Source organism: Enterococcus alishanensis, from assembly GCF_019218635.1.
In the GTDB taxonomy this organism is placed as follows: Bacteria; Bacillota; Bacilli; order Lactobacillales; family Enterococcaceae; genus Enterococcus_A; species Enterococcus_A alishanensis.
Window position 1 is genome coordinate 500,843 of record NZ_JAHUZB010000003.1, and the last position, 19,021, is coordinate 519,863.

Genomic DNA, 19,021 nt, shown 5'->3' on the forward strand with positions numbered 1-19,021 from the left:
TTAGTTTCCTCTTTTCTTAAAGTGAATCAGTTTCGTTTGGAAGTCGCCGTAAAAGTCAGGGAAATAGACACCAATCTGATTTAGCTCAGATCCAGAATAAATTTCTCCAGTCGCTTGGTCCTCGTATAGAAAGTCTTCTGCTAAACCTTTCAATCGTACCTCATTAAATACTGGCTGCGCGCTTGCTAAAGTACGAGCCATAAATAAAAGTGCTTCTGATTGATCTTCAGCCACAAATAACCAAGCTGTCGTATTGCCTTCAAAAGGACTAATCAAACGGATGAAGTTGCCGTATTGTACTAATGGACGTAAATCTTGATACACTTTAATTTGCTGCGTAATTTCATCTTTTTCTGCTTCACTTAACATCGTTAAATCTAATTCATAGCCTAAAACGCCAGACATGGCTACATCCCCGCGGGTTTTCAAAGAGGTCACACGACCAGTTTGATGATTTGGTACAGCAGAAACATGGGCCGTAATCGCGGACGTTGGATAGGCAATACTTGTGCCATATTGAATTTTTAAGCGTTCAATCGCATCTGTGTTATCGCTAGCCCAAGATTGCGGCATATAATATAAGAAACCGGCATCAAAACGTCCGCCACCACCAGAACAACCTTCCCACAAGATTTTAGGATATTTTTCCGTTAGGTTTTCCATCAACTCATAAACCCCTAAAATATAACGGTGAGCTGTTTCACCCTGTTGGTGACTTTCTAAAGCGACCGAATAAGTATCAGACATACTTCGATTCATATCCCATTTAATATAATCAATTTCAATCGTATTTAGGATCGCTTCCATTTGTTTTTGAATATTTTCACGCACTTCTTTGCGCCCCATATCCAACAAATGCTGATCCCGCGAACCAGATGGTGTCCGTCCAGGTACTTGCATCAAATAATCAGGATGTTCCTCATATAATTTAGAATCAATCGAGATCATTTCTGGCTCAAACCATAAACCGAATTTCAACTTTTTAGCATGAACATAATCAGCTACTGCTTTCAATCCTTTAGCCAATTTCCCTTCAAATTCAAACCAATCTCCTAAAGAAGAATCGTCGTTGTTTCGATGCCCAAACCAGCCATCATCTAATACAAACATTTCTATTCCTAAATCAGCTGCCTCATCTACAATTGCTTCAATTTTTTCATTAGTAAAATCAAAATAAGTTGCTTCCCAGTTATTCACTAAAATTGGCCGTTCCGCATATTGATGCGCTCCTCGAGCTACTCTTTCTCTTAACAAATGATGGAAAGTATCACTCATTTTATTTAAACCGCTATCAGAATAGGCTAATAATACTTCAGGTGTTTGAAACTCCTGTTGTGTTTTCAATTCCCAAGAAAAATTATACTCATTTATACCAACAACTAAGCGTAATTGGTTAATCTGATCGACTTCTAATTCAAATGAATGATTACCTGAATAAACTAAGTGAACACCAATTACTTCACCATTAAATTCATTAGCATCTTCCTCCATTAAAGCGATAAAACTATTCATATGATGACTTGTTGCGCCTCGCCGACTTTCAAATCTTTTAATGCCAGCAGATAATTTCTCGCGATTAACTTGACGTTCTTGCACATGGGCTCCTGGTAAAGATAAAACATCTTGATATTTCCCTGAATTGGTTAAATCCAATTGCATAGATGCGATTTTTTCAATCGAAAGTGTTTGGTTCGTCAAGTTACGAACTTTTACTGAACGGGCAATAACATTACGTTCGTTATATATGGTGTAAAACAAATCCAGATAAATTTCTTCAAAGCGATCCTTTAAGGTAATAGTTAAAGTACTCGCTTCATTTTCTTCGACGACATACGCTGAAGGTAGTCCCGCTAATACTGGTTTTCCAGCGGAAATATCATACGAATGGTAGCGTAAATCAGTTAAGTTTGCACCATTTTGTCGCTGAATAATACTTGCTGGGATGCGATAATCCATCGAACCATGACTAGAAAATTCTTGCGGTAAAGTATCTTTTGAGTAAGCCCTTTCTTCTTGTCCCGGTACATTACCAGAAAAACCCCGATCTCTTCTAGGATAATTTTTATGGTCATGGTATTGATTGACTTTTTTTCCAAAATAAATATGTGCCAACACACCTTCATCTTCAAGCTTCATAATGTAAGAGATTTCATTGTTCTTTAAATGGAAAATACCCTGTTCTTGGTCAAAAGTAATTAAATTGTGATTCATTGTCTTCCTCCTAGTAAACATTTTTTATTTTAGTAATTGTTTACCTTATAATGTTTACTAAACACTTTTGTCAAGAGAAAAATCAAAAAAACTGCTAAATAATTTTAGCAGTTGAAGAATTAATAGATGGTTTCTATCTTTTTAGGGTGTAAATCAGGAATTTCTTTATCACTAATCAAATAATCAATCTCACTTAAATCCATTGATTGATACATGTACTTACTATCAAATTTATCGTGAGTAACTAGAACTGCAACTTTTTGTGCTTGCTTTCGAAAGGCTTTTTTAATCAAGGCCTCGCCTTCACTAGTTTCCGTCGCACCATAATCTAGCGAAAAACCACGACAACTAACAAAAGCAATGTCGACATTATAATTTAAAACATCAGCAAACGCCTTGGAGCCATTAATCGTTGCTCTTTTAGGGACAATTGAACCACCTAAAACAGAAATTTGCGCATTGGTAAATTCACTGAGCATCACCGCTGTTAATAAACCATTGGTAATAATACGTAATCCATCAAATTTAGCCAATAAATTGACAAGATGGAGACAAGTTGTTGAAGAATCAATAAACAAAATCATATCATCTTTTATTAAACCTTCCGCCAATTCTGCTACATACTTTTTATTTTTATCTTCATCTAGTTGGGCGATTTTCATCAAATAAGGCACATCGATCTTTTCATTATCAATAATCATTGCGCCGCCACGGGTTCGTCGGATTAAGCCATCATTTTCTAAATCAACTAAATCACGTTTAATCGTCGCTTCACTGTAATTCACCAACTCTTTTAGTTCATGGATGCTGGCAAATTGATTGATTTTCAAAAAATTTATAATCTCATTTTGCCGCGACTCCAGTGGATTCATCATTTGTTCCAACTCCCTTTGTTAATATAAAATAACCAAGCATTGACGTAGTTAGCCATAAACATGGAACTAGTTCAAATTTAAGCAAAACCTCAACTGGCTTGAATTGATAAATCGTTCCAGCTAAAGCTAAAGTAGCTAACATCCCAAAAAACATTGCCCCACCAATGTATTTTTTTCGTAAGTTTTGTTGCTTAATATAGATAACCATTAAACAAATCAAATGAGTGAATAGAAAAATCAAGCAAAAACTGATTATTCCTTGATTCAACCAGCTCATTTGAAATGCTTTTGCAGCTTCCTCAACTATTACAATACATATAGGATGAACAAAATAATAGTATTTAGATAATAGCCGAATTTTCCCCGTGTCAAATGATAGCTGCTTTGGAAAAAACAATAAACTGATAAACAGACAAAAACTGAAAGGAATTAGCATGAATAAAAAGTTCATATCTAATTTATCAACAGAATATAAGAGAATTCCTTCTAATACCATCATAGCAAAAAATAAGCCTGTCAAAAAAAATATTTGTCGATATCTTAAAAGTAATTTTTCCTGGTAGTCATAAATAAAAAATCCGATACCTACAAAGATCAACCCAAACAATAAACCACTTCTGGTGGTAAAAAATATTTGGATAACAACGTCAAATAGTTCTTTTAACCAACCATTTGGTATCAGACCGTAGTATGTTTCGATACTACCAAAACTATATAAAAATGTGGCTATAATCAACAGTAATTTATACGAGAAGTGTTTTAAAAATTTAGTAGCGATAAATAAAGATAAGATTAAGGCCGGAATATACCATAAATGATAATAAGTTCCAACATGAATCAAGCCAAAAATCAAAGCCAATGGTAACAACTCTTTTGACAAGGTCAGATTTTGATGAAGCCAATCCAAGCCAATCGGAATAAAGATCACACTCCACCAAAGATAAGATTGAGTTAATCGTTTTAAATAAACTGGTAAATAGTTCCCATTGTTGTCCATTCCTCGTCTGACAAAATAAGCACTACTGATGAAAAAAAACGGTACCGCCCAGCGACACAGAATATTTTTGACAAAATAATTGACTTCTGGCAAGCCACTGATTGGTTGACAATGCACACAAATCACTAAAATTGCCGCTATGTATTTTACTGAATCTAGCATTTTTCCGTTTATTTTATTCCCCAATTAAATCACTCTTTCCAGCTCATCTTCCTTCAATTTTAGCATTAAATTTTATAATTAAATATCATACTTAAGTCTAAAAAGCGCTGAAATTTTTAGATTTCAGCGCTCATGCTTTATTTATACAACTCTGCTTTGCCTAAAGTGTTTAGAACACCTAGCTTGTGGCGTACCACTTCTTTAACTTTTTCATTTGGCGAAATGTAAACTTGATTTGGTTCGAACATACCAGGATTTTCATTCAACACTTTATGGATTTCTGCAAAGAAAACACTTTTTAAATCAGAACTCAAATTAACTTTTGCAACTCCATATTTGACGGCTTCACTGACTTCGTTGTCTGGATTCCCTGAGCCACCATGTAAAACAAATGGAATATCAATTTTTTGATTTAATTCTTTTAACAACTCGATGTTTAGTTCAGGTTTTTTATCTTTTGGATATAAGCCATGAGCTGTTCCAATCGCGACAGCTAAAGTATCAATACCCGTTTCTTCAACAAAATCTACCGCTTGAGCTGGATCGGTAAAGATAATATTCGCTGATCCACCTTCTGCGGAACCATTGTCACCAATTGTTCCCAATTCTGCTTCTACTGAAACATTTACTTTATGAGCTAATTCAACGACTTGTTTTGTTAAAACTTTATTGTCTTCATAAGACGCTGTTGACGCATCGATCATGACTGAAGTATAGCCGTTGCGGATGGCACGCATCACATCATAGATTGAACCGCCATGATCCATATGAATAACCACAGGTACTTTACTATTATGAGCATAAGCTCTAACAGACGCGACAAATTCATCATTTAAATAAGCAATTTCATCGGGATGAATTTCAATAATAACTGGAGAATTTTGAGCTTCCACTTCCTCCATAATAGCTTTTAACATGTCGTAACTACAAATATTAAAAGCTGGTACCGCAAATTTGTTTTCCTTAGCAACTTTCAATAAATCTTTCATTGTGTATAACATTATACTTCCACCTCTTCATTTAATTGGTTTACTACAATTTCAGTTGGTTCTTCTTCAACTACCGGTTTCTTTAAAAATCCAATAGCTAGTGCAGTTACTACTGTCCCCGCTACTAAAGCTAAAGCATACATTGGTAAACTACTAATAACATTTGGAATCAACATTACCCAAATTCCGCCATGTGGCGCCATTGAAGTCACACCAGCAGCCATTGAAATGCCAGCAGCCGTTGCTGAACCCAACATCAAACTCGGAATGATTCTGATTGGATCAGACACTGCGAAAGGAATTGCACCTTCCGTAATATAAGAGGCCCCTAAAATCCAGCAAGATTGACCAGAAGTTCGCTCTTCTTTGGTAAATTTCTTTTTGAACAAGACAGTTGCTAACGCAATTCCTAAAGGAGGTGTCATCCCAGCAGCCATACAAGCAGCAATTGGAGCATTCACTCCTGCAGACATTAATCCGATACTAAATGTAGAAATTGATTTATTAATAGGTCCACCCATATCGGCTGCCATCATAACACCGATTAATAGACCGAAGACTAATCCTGATGTATTCCCTAATCCATTTAACCAACCCGTTAAAGCATCTAATACCCAAGCAATTGGTTTGTCGATACAAAAAACCATCAATAAACCAATGATTAGAATAGAAATCAATGGCACTACAATCAATTGATACATCGCAGCAAAAGTTTTGTTGACATTAATTTTATTAGCAAAAATATTCGTCACATAACCTGCTAATAAACCGCCAACCATGCCACCTAAGAAACCAGAGCCACCAGTTGAAGCGATTAATCCAGCAACTAAACCAGGAGCAAATCCAGCTTTACCAGCCATTGACATGGCAATCCCCGCACCTAAAGCAGGCACCATCATTGCAAAGGCAACATCACCACCAATTTGACTCAAGGCAGCAGCTAAAACATTGTAATCAGCACTTTCTGGATTTGAAGCGTTTATACCAAAAGCAAAACTCATGGCAATAATAATCCCGCCGGCAATTACAAACGGTAGCATCATATTGACACCATTCATGAAGTGATTATAAATTCCAGCTTTTTTCCCGCCATCACCTTGTGTTTCTCTGTTAGCAGAAACAGTTGTTAGGCCGACACCATTTTTTGCTTCATCAATAATTTTTTCTGCATCTTTAATTGCTGCAGCGGTGGATACTCGCTTAATTTTTCTTCCAGCAAAACGTCCCATATCAATATCTTTATCAATCGCTAAAATAATTACATCCGCTTCATCTACTTCTTTTTGCGATAAGATATTTTCAACTTTGGCACCTTGTGTTTCAAATTTCGCTTGGTCGCCTTGCGCTTGAGCGGTTTTCTCAAGTTTTTCAGCCGACATGTAAGTATGTGCAATCCCCGTTGGACAAGCTGTTACACCGACAATTTTCATAATAGTTCCTCCTTATTATGTGTGCATAATTGCTAAAATCTCTTCTCTGGTAGTCGCATTTTTCAATTGATTTCTAAAATCTTCATCCATTAATTTCCGTGACAACGAACTCAAAATCTGTAAATGAACATCACTTGATTTTTTTGGGACAATGATTGAAAAAACGCATTCAATCGGTTGACCATCTAATCCTTGATAATCATTTATTTGACCAACATGAGCAAATAAAATACTTGGTTCAGTTACATGTTTACTTTTTGCATGGGGAATACCAAATCCTGCTTCAATTCCCGTTGAAGTTTCATTTTCTCGTTTAAATAAATCCTTGATTAATTTCTTACTATTTGTTGCTCTTCCAGCTGAATGAAAAGATTCAACGATTAAATTAAATAGTGCTTCTTTTGATCGAATTGAGTCATCAAAAATTATAAGTTCAGGTAACATTAAATCAGTAATATTCATACAAATCCCCTTCTTGCAGTCGTAAGTAAGCGCTCACTTGCTATGACATGAATATAGCAGAACTAGCTAAACCGTTCAACGATATGAGCTAATTATTCCTTTATCATGGGTTTGAGATTGAATTAGTTCATTTCTTTGAGCTGAATAGCGCAAAAAAACTTCCAGCGGACTAGCTGAAAGTTTTTCTGATCTTTTATTGATTTAATCCTTCGTGAATCTTTTCCAAATTCCATTTCATCATGTCGTAGTAGCTGTCACCGTCTTCTCCCTTTTCAGCAATCGAATCGGTAAACAAATTACTGTAAATTGGCAAGTCGACTTCTTTCGATAATTTTTCCATGCTACGAGCATCAACACTGGTTTCTACAAATAAAACCGGCACTTGACTTGCTTTAATTATTTCGACAATCTGTTTGATTTGTTCAGGTGTTCCTTGATTTTCAGTATTGATCTCCCAAATATAGCCCGCTTTTAATCCATAAGCCTGAGAGAAATATTTAAATGCGCCTTCGCTGGTAACTAATAATTTCTTTTCTTCAGGAATATCAGAAAATTCATTTTTTGCAGTATTATCAAGCTCTCTCAACTTTTCAATGTATTTATCGGCACGTTCTTGATAGTATTCTTTATTTTCACTATCTTTTTGACTCAATATTTTTTCAATTGACTGTACATATAGCACGCCATTTTCTAGTGATAACCAAGCATGGGGATCTTGTTGCTTATTATTTGTTGTTAAATATAGCGGTGTGACCTCTTGACTAACTGCAAAGAAATCCTTATCTTCTTTTTTTTCTGCCGTATCCATCAATTTTTCAAACCATCCGTTCCCAGTTTCCAAGTTTAAACCATTGTAAAAAATGACGTCGGCATCACTGGCCTTCTTTGTATCTTCCGGTAAAGGTTCGTATTCATGAGGATCTGTCCCTACAGGAACAATACTATGGAGCGTAATTTTATCTCCACCAACATTTTGAACCATATCTGCAATAATCGAATTTGTTGCTACGACTTTTAGTTTTCCATCCTCTTCTGCTGACTGATTATTACAACCGGCAAAAATTCCTAATGCAGCAATTCCTAATAATACCAAAACTATTTTTTTCATTCAGCCACTCTCCTAAATTGTCTAATTAATCCTTTTTCTGGTGCAAAAACAAAAGCAATCACGAAAAATACCGCGCAGGCCATGACAATAGTTGCTCCTGAAGGTAAATTATAATAATAACTAAAAAACAAGCCAATAAATGCTCCAACAACACCAAATGACGCCGATAGACAAATCATTTTCACTAAATTATTAGTTAAAAGATAAGCAGTCGCAGCAGGTGTAATCAGCATAGCAATCACTAAAATTGTTCCTACTGTTTGTAATGAAGTCACCGCTACCAAGGTCAGTAAAAACATCACACCATAATTAATCAAACCAACTTTCCAACCATATGATTGCGCCATCACAGGAGCAAAAGAAGTTAATTTTAGTTGTTTATAAAAAATAGTCACCGCTAAAATAACAACTATCATCACACCTGCTGTTAAATACATATCTGAATTACGCACTGCCAGTACATTTCCAAATAAAATATGGTACAAATCCGTCGCACTACGAGCAAATGAAATTAAAACAATACCTAAAGCAAAGAAAGTGCTAAAAACAATGCCGATTACGGTATCATTTTTTAAACGAGAATGTTTGGTTAAAAAACCAATCAATCCTGCCGCTAATAAACCAAATAAACTAGCGCCAAAGATATAACTGCCACCTAACATATAAGAAATCGCCACTCCAGGCAAAACAGCATGAGAAATCGCATCACCCATCAAAGAAATGCCTCTCAAAATCACGAATGAGCCAATCACGCCTGCTGAAATCCCCACCATCACCGAAGTGATTAAAGCATGTTGTAAAAATTGATACTGAAAAATATCTGCTATAAACTGAGTCATCTTTTCCCTCCTATAGATTAAAATTAATTAACGCATCTCCATATGCTTTTACCATATTTTCACTGGTATAAACTTGTTCAATTCCTCCTGCTGCCACGACACCATGATTCAGTAAGATTACTTCATCAAAATAATCACGGATCTTATGAAGATCATGATGGACAATCACGATTGATTTTCCTTCATCACGTAGTTTTTTTAGTAATTCCACAATAATTTTTTCACTGGCAGCATCAATTCCTGCAAATGGTTCATCTAATAATAACCACGGTGCTTGTTGTGCCAGAGCTCTAGCAATAAAAACCCGTTGCAGTTGTCCACCAGAGAGTTCACTAATTTGACGTTTGGCAAAGGCAGTCAAATCCACTTTTTCTAAGGCTTGCCAAGTAATTTCTTTTTGACGCTTACCTGGACGTTTAAAAAAATTCAATTGCGGATAGGTTCCTAATAGCACAACATTAAATACATCAATGGGAAAAGTTAAATCAATTTCTTGTCGTTGTTCCACGTAAGCAATTAGATTTTTCTGTTTACTAACAACTTCACCTTTATAGAAAATTCTCCCTGTTTTTGTTGGAACTAGACCCAATATTCCTTTTAATAAACTTGATTTGCCAGCACCATTAGGACCGATAATACCCACCATTTTTTTACTAGGGATGGTTAAAGATAATTGTGACAAAACGGATTTTCCTTGATAACTGACCGACATATTTTCAATTTCTAAACTTTCCATTACTCCACCTCTTTTTTTAGGCTAACCTAACTTATTGTATTTAGGATAACTTATAACAAAAAATTAGGCAAGCCTTTATTTTTGGAATAAAAAAACTGGAGCAAAAAACTCCAGTAAAATTAGTTATTTATTTATTTTTAAAGTTAAAGCATTTAAGGCCACAATGACCGTACTCATACTCATCAAAATAGCGCCCACAGCCGGATCTAGTAAAATACCAATTGGTGCCAAAATACCTGCTGCTAAAGGAATCGCAATAATATTGTAGCCAGCTCCCCACCATAAATTCTGAATCATTTTACGACGGGTTTGTTTCGCTAAATCAAGAAAATGTAAAATATCTTGAGGATTACTGTTGGTTAATACGACGTCGGCTGAGTCAATGGCTACATCTGTTCCAGCACCAATCGCTATCCCAATCGTTGCTCGTGCTAAACTTGGAGCATCATTGATACCATCACCTACCATCGCTACTCGATTGCCTTCATTGACTAATTGCGCGACAATTTTTTCTTTTCCATCTGGTAATAAGCCTGCATAGAATTTTTTCATTTCTAAATATTCAGCCACACTAGCAGCCGCTTCTTGATTATCACCAGTTAACATCACAGGTTCAATCCCACGATTCAGCAATGCTGAAATAAATTCTTTAGCCTCAGGTTTGATCTTATCACCTAAAGCAATTAAACCAACTAATTGATTGTCAATTAACAAATAACTAATGGTATTTCCTTGCTCTTGATAGGCTTGAATTTTTTCAGTTGGCAATTGTAAATTTAATTCTTCCAATTTTTTTGCGTTAACAATCTGAACGGTTTTACTTGCAACTTCACCTGACAAGCCAACGCCAGAAATATTCATTACATTTTCTGCAGTCATTGGTGTGATATTTTCAGTATTTAAGTACTTCATAATCCCATTGGCAATTGGATGGTTAGCTGATGCTTCTAAAGCACCAATATATTGTAATACTTCTTCTTTTGAAAATTGTTCAGCTAAAACTTCTACACCAGTAACAGCAAAAGTCCCTTGAGTTAAAGTCCCTGTCTTATCTAGCAAAATCATATTCAAATCATGGGCATTTTCTAAAGCATTGCGATTTTTTAGCAATAAGCCATTTTTAGCAGCAATCGAAGTAGAGCGTGCAATCACTAATGGAACTGCCAATCCTAAAGCATGAGGACAAGCAATAATAAAGACAGTCACCATTCGTTCTAAAGCTTCAGGTAAATCTGCAACAAAAAGCCAAACCACAAAGGCAATAATCCCAGAAAATAAAGCTACATAAAACAACCATTTTGCAACTTTGTCAGACATCGCTTCTAATTTAGATTTATCTGCCTGCGCTTTTTTAACCATCTCCATTACTTTTGCAAGATAGCCATTTTCGCCTGTGCCAGTAACAATAATTTTTAAAGTACCATCTCCATTAACAGAACCGCCAATGACCTTTTCACCAACTGTTTTAGTTACACCGCGAGATTCTCCAGTTACAGCTGATTCATCTACAATTGATTGACCAGATTCAATCAAACCGTCTGTCGGCATCTTATCGCCGGCTTTGACAATTAAATGATCGCCTTCATTGACTTTTTGCAAGGAAATTTTTTCTTCACTGCCGTCTTTAGTAATTCTAGTGACTTCATCTGGTAAAAGTTCGGCTAATTTTTGTAAAGCATCACTAGCACTCATTACTGCATTCATTTCAATCCAATGACCTAATAGCATGATTACAATCAGCGTGGCTAATTCCCAAAAGAAATTCATCACATGTCCACCGAAAAAAGTATTTGCGACAAATGAATATAAACTATAAATATACGCAACCGTAATCCCCATAGCAATTAAAGTCATCATAGCAGGACTTTTCATTTTTAATTCCATTTTTGCGCCACTTAAAAAAGGTTCTCCACCATAGATAAATAAAATTGTTGCCAAAATTAAAACTATCCAGTCAGAACCGGGAAAAGTAAATTGAAAAGGAAGGTCCACCCCCATCATTGGTGACATCAAGATAATAGGAATTGCAATCACAAGGGACAACCAAAATTTTTGTTTAAAATTTCCCATGTGCATTGAATGATCCATGCCACCCATGTCATGATCACCATGCATTGAGTGATCCATTTGACTCATGTCATGATTACCATGCATCGAATGGTTCATCTGACCCATATCATGATCGTTATGGATTGAGTGATTTCCATGACTCATTTCACTCTTTTCTTGCATCATATGATCTGCGTGATTCATATCTTTCATATGATTTTTTTCAGGTATGGAATGATCCGTTTCTTTATTTTTACTCATTTCATTTTCCTCCCGTCAATGATTTAAAAATCATTTACATTTGTAAACACAAAACAAGCTTATCATTTGCTTAATTTTTTGTAAAATGAAATCCCTTGAAGTTTTCAAATTTTCATTCTACCAATATTTAACATGAAAAAAGATTGATTACAAAAAAACAGCTAAGCATTTTGCTTAACTGTTCTTAATTATTCTTCTTCACTTTTTCTTCTTTTCAACAACAAAAAGACAATGATTACCAATAATAAGGCTAAGATAACCCCTAATAATCCATATAACCAAATAGGTAATTTTTGATTATTTTGATTAGTGATTACCGTATTGACCTCTGCTGCTTCTTCGGCAGTAATCGTAAAATTCTTTTTGAAATTCCAAACATTTCCTTTAGCATCCGATACTTTTAAAGCCAGTCGGTAATCGCCAGCTTCTAGCGGTTGATTTTTCCAATCGATCACAAAAGAATAAGTAGAATTAGGCGCCATTTGCATATCATTATCAAAATTAGCTTTCTTGACTAATTCATCTGTTTCTCGATTATAAACTTTTCCATCATATTTCAAATGTCCATAAGCATCCATTGTTGGGTTTTGCAAATTCGCTACAACACTAGTTTTTTGAAACGAAATAGCTGGTTTGACTGATAACAATTTTAAATCTCTGGATACTTCGTTGTCTGTTTCAGTTAATTTTAATCCCAATACGTAACCATAACTATTGCTTATGCCACCACTATTTTTTTTCGTGTCTTTAATGACTTCGATCGCAGCTAAAATCTGACCATCAAATGATTCTGCTGGCATTGTCAGTTCAACCGGCACTCTGACGGAGCTATTTGCAGCTACAGTGACTTCACTTTCTATTTGTGCAATCTCATTGATTGGATATTTTAAAGACGCATCATTGGAGCCTTCATCTTTGTCATAATCAATAAAACCTTGGCTATTTGTATAAGCTTGGTTAATCGACATTTGATAAACTGATGGTTGATTGGATGTATTGTTAATGATAAATTCGATTGTTTGCGTTTGACTAGGTGTCATCCTTAAATTAAAAAACGAATCCGCCCCATCGACTTGATTTTCAGGCAGTACTGCTTGGATATCGTAACCTACATCCCCTTCAGCATAAACTGCCTCTTCACCAAGTAAAAATAATCCCAATAACAAACTAAAAACTAACACAAGCTTTTTTAAAAATTTCATTTGTGTCTTCAACATTAATTAGCATCTGGTGTATCAAATAATTTGTAATTAATTTTCCCAGTTAGTTCATCGTCAGGAACTAAAGAATTAGCTGAGTCTTTAAAACCGATCGACACTTTTGTTACCTTAGTTGAAATATCACCAACTTTGTTAATATCTGGAGCACCTGCTTTTGCTACGATACCATCACTTCCTGTACCGACAATTTCAAAAGAATTTACTTTAAATGATGTAACTTCATAAGGTGTACTATCTGAAACTCTAGTGATTTCATTTCCAACAACTGATGCTTTTACACTCCAGTCCCCATTTACTTGGTTATTAAAGACAACAATATTTTGGTTCGATAAATCTGTTTCTAATGTATAGGTGCCATTTTGTAAAGTAGACTCGAAATCATATCTTGACGGTACACTTTTTAGAACAAGTACTCGTTCATCTGGATCTTCGTTATCAATGATTTTCACACTTGTATCTGACTCTTTATCTTCGCCACTAATTTCAGCAGCATTGACATTAGTTGCCGCGATATTTACTGCTAATAATCCTAATGCTAACATTCCTACTAATTTGATTCTTTTCATATTCTTCCTCCTATTATTCTGGGTTAGTTGTATCGACTAAACTAATTGTCTGCATTCCAGAGTATTCTCCAGCAGGTGCATCGGCTGGAACCGACAAATAGATGTCTTCTTTTTTTATTTGGTGCTGGTAATTCTTTGAAACTGTTGGCGCCGTTTTTAAAATAGTTTTTTCTTGATTTGAAGCAATTTCAGTTGAATAAGCTTCATAGTCTGTTTCTGCTTGACCATCTGAAGTTAATTCTCCTTTTCCTAGGTGCAGACTAATTGGATATTCTTTCCCATTAGAAAAAGTCGATAATTGATATTTAATTTGCCATGAAGTCTGAGGATTTTCCCGCGTATCTTTAATAGTAACAATGAAATCATTGGTTGCTTGAACCTTTTGATTATTACTGGAAATCATTTTCGTCTCAAAGGTCGGGACCTTCACTTCCGTCAACTTCAATGGATTTTCAACTATTCGGACAGTTATTTGACTTTCAGCTTCATAACTTTTGGCATTTGTAATCAGAGGATGGGAAAATAAAAGTAATCCAAACACTAATAAAACTTGTTTATTTTTTCTCAATAGCTTTCCTCCTGACTAGCAAAAAAAGCAATAAGAATCCGAGGATGCACGCGCCTAAAAATGAAAGTAAAAAGGTCTGACCTTCATTGGTTTGGGGTAGCATGCGGACTTTTGATAATAATCCACTGGTTTCCGTCAAGCGAAAAGTTATTCCCTGTTGGTCATAATCAGTTCGAATTGTTTCTGCAAAAACTTTACCTGGCAAACAACTAATGATAATTAAGAGGAGAGTTATTTTATTTTTGTATTTCATTCCTCTCCTCCTAATCTGGACTGGCGGTATTATTTAATCGCCAAGTCACTTTTACTTGATTGCTGTAGTCTCCGATTGGCAAATAATTTTCAGATTTAAGTAAGACACCACTTGAAGTATCCCATGATTTGACATAACTGAAGTCTTTTATTGCAACAGAATGATTATCCATGACTTGAATTGCTTTAGTTAAATCTGTACCTTCATCGGTAGCATCATTTTTCCAAATCAAATTGAAACTTTGACTTTCTCCTACCATTTTTGCTGTAATTGACCAATTTGGATTGCCTTCACGACTGTCAAATACCTTTAAGTCAATAGAATTATCAGCGTCTCTGGGCAATATCCCCTTTGATTTATCAATTGTACGATCGGTCCATTTTAATAAATCTGGTGCCTTCTCAAAAACTATTTTTCCGCTTACATTAATTAGTAATTTAAGTTCTTCACTTTCTTTGATCAATTCAACTTCACCAGTAACCTGATTCTTTTTTTCTCGTTCGATTGAAATAACAAAATTATTATCTCCGTAACCAAGTTGTTCTAAAGGTATTTGAATTTGATCTGATTGAAAATCGGCTAAACCAGTTGAGATCAATTTTTTTGAATCAAGAATAGTCTCATTTCCAGCTTTACGAAGTGAAAAAATTAAACTATCGCCGTTGTCATCGTCTTGCCACCAGAATTCTTGCATCATACTAGTAGTCCCTTCAGATGAAATAAGTTCTGAAGGATCTTTCTCCACAGTTAACTCTGTAAGAATCTGGTCTTTTTCCCAAGATAGCTTGGTTGGAATATTTGGCTTTTCTATCCAAAAATATGTTGGTTCACTAGGAAAAGATAATTCTACTTCCTTCCCCTTTTCCACCCCTATAACCGAAGACGTCATTTCTACAAAGTAATTTTTGTCCAATGAGGATTTAGTTTTTATCTTGTAACTTAATCTAGCGGTCTGATTGTAACCAATCTCAGCCTTAGTAGGGAATTGGACCAACACTTCACCAGTAGCAGGATTCAGAGTAGCTTCTCCATCAAATACTTTTCCCTCTTCTGTCGTTAGATGAACTTCACTGATATCACTTGGCTCGCTAAGCTGCAATCCTTCTGACAATAATTTTGTCTGCCATGAACGTATCTCGACTGGTGATTCTCCTGTAATTTTTAAATCCGAATGAACAGTTAAAGTTTCATCTACAGTTGCGGATTTTTCCATCGTTGTATTTTCTTTTTCAACTGTAATGGAATCATCTTGAGAATTAGTCACACCATTTGTCAGCTCACCTTCTAAATTTACCGGTGTTTGGCTAAAGACAAATTTTGTTTCCCCTTTGGCAGAACCATTCGCTGCAGTGAACCCCCAATAAGCTTTATTGTCATTATTAGCTAAATCTAACTCAGTAGATAATTTGTCCCATGGAATCGTTGTAATAGCCGTTGCTTGATCGGTAGCAGGATTTTTCAAATAATATTGAAACTCTTTAGAGTCCGATAAGAAACGATAACGAAATTCATACCAGGTACCATTTTGAATAGTTGCATTAAGACTTTCGTTTAATGGAATTATTCCATTGTGAACAAGGGCTGCTTGACGAGGGCTACCGATTATTGGAAACCATTTATCAGGATCTAATAATGGAGGATCCAAAGGACTATAACTATCTCGATTACCTGGAAATGCGTATGCCAAATGAGGAGTTGTTTGATTATTTTCATCATAAGCTGCATTAGTACCAAGTAAATTTTTCTTATTCGTGTACAAATCAAATTCAATCGCGACAGATTTTTTTATTGCCCAACTTTCAGGATAGATTTTTGCTGCCCAGTCACCTCTTGAAGCATGGGTAGATCCATAGACACCTAAGTTTTGTCCGTCACTATTTTGAACTGCTGTAGTCAAAGCATTCAACCCAGTATTTTGCATGACAAAAGCAAACCCATCAGCATCAGCCGTTCCGAAGTTCACATATGCTCTACCTTCAAAGGATTGATTGAAATTTAAACGGTAGTCTTCTTGTGACCATATTGAAGTGAAATTATTACTACCTGACAAAGAAATTTGGGAATAAGGTAAGCCATTATTTTCATCTGGGTTACTTATTGTTGTAACAACTGCATCACTGTTTGTGGGTAGAAAAAGGTCTCCAACCGTTATTGCACCTTTTGGAATATAGGTTAGTCCTTCGCCTGCTGCCTCTACTTTTGAACCATAAAACATAAAAGACATTAAAATAAATAAAAGGGGCGTCATCATCTTCTTAATACATATTATTAAAAACACCTCCTAAATATACCTTCATTTATAATATACATGTATATAATATACGATTCAACCTTTTGACGGAAATATTTTTAATAAAATCATTAATATCGTAGTTTACTATTTTATGCCAAAATAAAGCGCGTTCTTTCTCATATTAATTATATAAATAAAAAAAATCCACATTTTAAATATAATTAACAAATATATTTTTGAAATATAAACAAAAGAACGAAAATATCATTTATAGTTATTTTTTGTCAAAAAAAACCCACGCAATCTTTTTTTAGATTACGTGGATTTTTCTTGGATTTTTATTTCATTTGATCAGTGGTAATATAATCAACATTCAATGCGACTACTTTAAGAAAATCGTTATTTAAAACAGTATATGCGCCAACTTCAAGACCTGCTTTATGAGCTTGATTGACTTTGGTCTTATTTAAATTTAGATAATCAGTATTAATACCGGCATTTTCACCGAGTTTTCTTGCTTGTTTGATTGTTTTTTTATCAATATCCTTAACTAATAAGTAATATGAATAATTAGTATTCAACTTACTGATTTTTCTCAAAGTTTTATAGTGAAAAGAAATCACTCGGACTGCCGAAGTACCAAAACCATATTTGTTCAGTAGATTGATAATTTCATTTAATTCTTCAACTGAGGCCGATTTATCTTTGATTTCGATAAATGGACTCTTCCCCGTTTGTTGACAGATTTTTAAGAAATCCTCCAACGTAGGAATTTTTAATTCTTTTTTAGTAAAATTCATGGTTGTATTAATTTTAAAATCCTTCAGTTGATCAACTGTATAATCTTTTACACGACCTTTACCTGTCGTTGTACGATCTATAGTACTGTCATGCATAACTACCCATTGACGATCTGCGGTTAAACGAATATCCGTTTCAATTGCTGTTCCTTTGGCTTTTTTGAAAGCAGGTAATGAATTTTCTGGTGCCTTCATTGTATTTCCACGATGATTTACATATCTGGTAGGAACACTTTTTTTAGCAGGTTCTTCTTTAGTATAAGCCAGCCGCATCATTTTATTTCCTTCAAATTTTCGGTAAGCAGTCGCTGTTGCAGTCTCTACCACCATGCTCTTGGGATCTTTTCCGCCAACGATTGTTCCATTACTAGAAGCTACAATTGCCAAAACAACCAGCAATCCACTTAATAAGATTTTTTTCAAACGACCACCTCCTCAAATCATGTTTTATTCATCAATGACTAACTTAACAGATTTAACTCGAAGCCGTCAATTTTCATAAAATTATTTTTGTTGGGTCATAATGATTGGACCATCTTTAGTAATCGCGATTGAATGTTCATATTGAGCACAAAAACTGCCATCAATCGTTCGTCCAGTCCAGCCGTTAGCATCCATCTGCATTTCCCATGTTCCAGTAGTAATCATTGGTTCAATGGTAATTGTCATACCTTCTTTAAGGCGCATTCCTTTTCCAGCAGTGCCATAATGAGGAAAAAGCGGTTCTTCATGAATTGATGGACCGATACCATGAGCCAGAAAATCTCGGACAACGCTAAAACCATTTTCTTCTGCATAAGTTTGAATCGCGTGTCCGATATCTCCTAAACGATTTCCAACTTGTGCTTGTTCAATTCCTAAGCGTAAAGTTTCTAAAGTAACGGTCATTAATTTTTGATGCAGCTCAGAAATCTCTCCGACTCCATAGGTCCAACAGCTATCAGAAATTGCTCCACGATAATCAACACAAAAATCAACACTCACAATATCGCCAGTTTTTAATCGATAATTGGATGGAAAACCGTGAGCGATCTCATCATTGACACTTGTACAAGTAGCAAATTTATAACCTTCAAAACCAATTTGAGCAGCAACCGCACCCTTTTCTTCAATTCTCTTTTGTACCAATTGATCGATTTGATTAGTGGTAATACCTGGTTTAATAAACTCTCGTAATTCTTCATGGATACTAGCTAGAATTTCTCCAGATTTTTTCATTTGTTCAATTTCTCTTGGTGATTTTAATGCAATCATTGTTGATA

The 19,021-nt window shown here is 35.2% G+C and carries 17 protein-coding genes; all 17 read right to left on the reverse strand.

Features of this window, described 5'->3' with window-relative positions:
- On the reverse strand, positions 1-2,211 hold the full coding sequence (locus tag KUA55_RS09505; RefSeq protein ID WP_218325958.1) for an alpha-galactosidase: 2,211 nt from the start codon (positions 2,209-2,211) through the stop codon (positions 1-3).
- 119 nt (positions 2,212-2,330) lie between these two features.
- Complete coding sequence (locus KUA55_RS09510; protein WP_218325959.1) at positions 2,331-3,086, reverse strand: DeoR/GlpR family DNA-binding transcription regulator; 756 nt, start codon at positions 3,084-3,086, stop codon at positions 2,331-2,333.
- Complete coding sequence (locus KUA55_RS09515) at positions 3,055-4,269, reverse strand: acyltransferase family protein (protein ID WP_246601455.1); 1,215 nt, start codon at positions 4,267-4,269, stop codon at positions 3,055-3,057. The genes KUA55_RS09510 and KUA55_RS09515 overlap by 32 nt, the downstream gene beginning before the upstream one ends.
- A 113-nt stretch (positions 4,270-4,382) precedes the next feature.
- On the reverse strand, positions 4,383-5,246 hold the full coding sequence (locus tag KUA55_RS09520) for a ketose-bisphosphate aldolase (protein WP_218325960.1): 864 nt from the start codon (positions 5,244-5,246) through the stop codon (positions 4,383-4,385).
- A complete protein-coding gene (locus KUA55_RS09525; protein WP_218325961.1) occupies positions 5,246-6,664 on the reverse strand; it encodes a PTS fructose transporter subunit IIC in 1,419 nt (472 codons plus the stop codon). The genes KUA55_RS09520 and KUA55_RS09525 overlap by 1 nt, the downstream gene beginning before the upstream one ends.
- 15 nt (positions 6,665-6,679) lie before the next feature.
- Entirely contained in the window at positions 6,680-7,126 is a 447-nt protein-coding gene (locus KUA55_RS09530; protein ID WP_218325962.1) for a PTS sugar transporter subunit IIA, read from the reverse strand.
- Positions 7,127-7,319: 193 nt separating this feature from the next.
- Complete coding sequence (gene efaA, locus KUA55_RS09535) at positions 7,320-8,234, reverse strand: Mn/Fe ABC transporter substrate-binding lipoprotein EfaA (RefSeq protein WP_218325963.1); 915 nt, start codon at positions 8,232-8,234, stop codon at positions 7,320-7,322.
- Complete coding sequence (locus tag KUA55_RS09540; protein WP_218325964.1) at positions 8,231-9,073, reverse strand: metal ABC transporter permease; 843 nt, start codon at positions 9,071-9,073, stop codon at positions 8,231-8,233. The genes efaA and KUA55_RS09540 overlap by 4 nt, the downstream gene beginning before the upstream one ends.
- A gap of 10 nt (positions 9,074-9,083) precedes the next feature.
- The gene (locus KUA55_RS09545) at positions 9,084-9,809 is read right to left on the reverse strand and encodes a metal ABC transporter ATP-binding protein (protein ID WP_218325965.1); all 726 of its coding nucleotides are present in this window, start codon (positions 9,807-9,809) and stop codon (positions 9,084-9,086) included.
- A 123-nt stretch (positions 9,810-9,932) separates the two neighbouring features.
- Positions 9,933-12,119 (reverse strand): heavy metal translocating P-type ATPase, encoded by a 2,187-nt coding sequence (locus tag KUA55_RS09550; protein ID WP_425514607.1) that lies wholly within the window; start codon positions 12,117-12,119, stop codon positions 9,933-9,935.
- Positions 12,120-12,307: 188 nt separating this feature from the next.
- Positions 12,308-13,321 carry a WxLIP family cell surface protein gene (locus KUA55_RS09555; RefSeq protein WP_246601456.1) on the reverse strand — a complete coding sequence of 338 codons (1,014 nt, stop codon included), beginning with the start codon at positions 13,319-13,321 and terminating at the stop codon, positions 12,308-12,310.
- Positions 13,322-13,335: 14 nt separating this feature from the next.
- Positions 13,336-13,905, reverse strand: a complete 570-nt coding sequence (locus KUA55_RS09560; protein WP_246601457.1) for a hypothetical protein — start codon at positions 13,903-13,905, stop codon at positions 13,336-13,338.
- 13 nt (positions 13,906-13,918) lie between these two features.
- On the reverse strand, positions 13,919-14,473 hold the full coding sequence (locus KUA55_RS09565; RefSeq protein WP_218325967.1) for a hypothetical protein: 555 nt from the start codon (positions 14,471-14,473) through the stop codon (positions 13,919-13,921).
- Positions 14,460-14,726 carry an LPXTG cell wall anchor domain-containing protein gene (locus KUA55_RS09570; RefSeq protein WP_218325968.1) on the reverse strand — a complete coding sequence of 89 codons (267 nt, stop codon included), beginning with the start codon at positions 14,724-14,726 and terminating at the stop codon, positions 14,460-14,462. Before KUA55_RS09570 ends, KUA55_RS09565 begins: the two co-directional genes overlap by 14 nt.
- A gap of 10 nt (positions 14,727-14,736) precedes the next feature.
- Complete coding sequence (locus tag KUA55_RS09575; protein ID WP_218325969.1) at positions 14,737-17,004, reverse strand: L-type lectin family protein; 2,268 nt, start codon at positions 17,002-17,004, stop codon at positions 14,737-14,739.
- Positions 17,005-17,297: 293 nt separating this feature from the next.
- On the reverse strand, positions 17,298-18,182 hold the full coding sequence (locus KUA55_RS09580; RefSeq protein WP_218325970.1) for a glycerophosphodiester phosphodiesterase family protein: 885 nt from the start codon (positions 18,180-18,182) through the stop codon (positions 17,298-17,300).
- Between the two features lie 81 nt (positions 18,183-18,263).
- The gene (gene map, locus KUA55_RS09585) at positions 18,264-19,013 is read right to left on the reverse strand and encodes a type I methionyl aminopeptidase (RefSeq protein WP_218325971.1); all 750 of its coding nucleotides are present in this window, start codon (positions 19,011-19,013) and stop codon (positions 18,264-18,266) included.
- Between the last annotated feature and the right edge of the window lie 8 nt (positions 19,014-19,021).

Excerpts from the sequence above, each read along its gene's own strand:
- KUA55_RS09560 (WP_246601457.1), bottom strand. The coding sequence starts at position 13,905 with ATGAAAAGAATCAAATTAGTAGGAATGTTAGCATTAGGATTATTAGCA.
- KUA55_RS09505 (WP_218325958.1), bottom strand. The coding sequence starts at position 2,211 with ATGAATCACAATTTAATTACTTTTGACCAAGAACAGGGTATTTTCCAT.
- KUA55_RS09530 (WP_218325962.1), bottom strand. The coding sequence starts at position 7,126 with ATGAATATTACTGATTTAATGTTACCTGAACTTATAATTTTTGATGAC.
- KUA55_RS09550 (WP_425514607.1), bottom strand. The coding sequence starts at position 12,119 with ATGAGTAAAAATAAAGAAACGGATCATTCCATACCTGAAAAAAATCAT.
- KUA55_RS09555 (WP_246601456.1), bottom strand. The coding sequence starts at position 13,321 with ATGAAATTTTTAAAAAAGCTTGTGTTAGTTTTTAGTTTGTTATTGGGA.
- KUA55_RS09570 (WP_218325968.1), bottom strand. The coding sequence starts at position 14,726 with ATGAAATACAAAAATAAAATAACTCTCCTCTTAATTATCATTAGTTGT.
- KUA55_RS09545 (WP_218325965.1), bottom strand. The coding sequence starts at position 9,809 with ATGGAAAGTTTAGAAATTGAAAATATGTCGGTCAGTTATCAAGGAAAA.
- KUA55_RS09540 (WP_218325964.1), bottom strand. The coding sequence starts at position 9,073 with ATGACTCAGTTTATAGCAGATATTTTTCAGTATCAATTTTTACAACAT.
- efaA (WP_218325963.1), bottom strand. The coding sequence starts at position 8,234 with ATGAAAAAAATAGTTTTGGTATTATTAGGAATTGCTGCATTAGGAATT.
- KUA55_RS09520 (WP_218325960.1), bottom strand. The coding sequence starts at position 5,246 with ATGTTATACACAATGAAAGATTTATTGAAAGTTGCTAAGGAAAACAAA.
- map (WP_218325971.1), bottom strand. The coding sequence starts at position 19,013 with ATGATTGCATTAAAATCACCAAGAGAAATTGAACAAATGAAAAAATCT.
- KUA55_RS09525 (WP_218325961.1), bottom strand. The coding sequence starts at position 6,664 with ATGAAAATTGTCGGTGTAACAGCTTGTCCAACGGGGATTGCACATACT.
- KUA55_RS09510 (WP_218325959.1), bottom strand. The coding sequence starts at position 3,086 with ATGATGAATCCACTGGAGTCGCGGCAAAATGAGATTATAAATTTTTTG.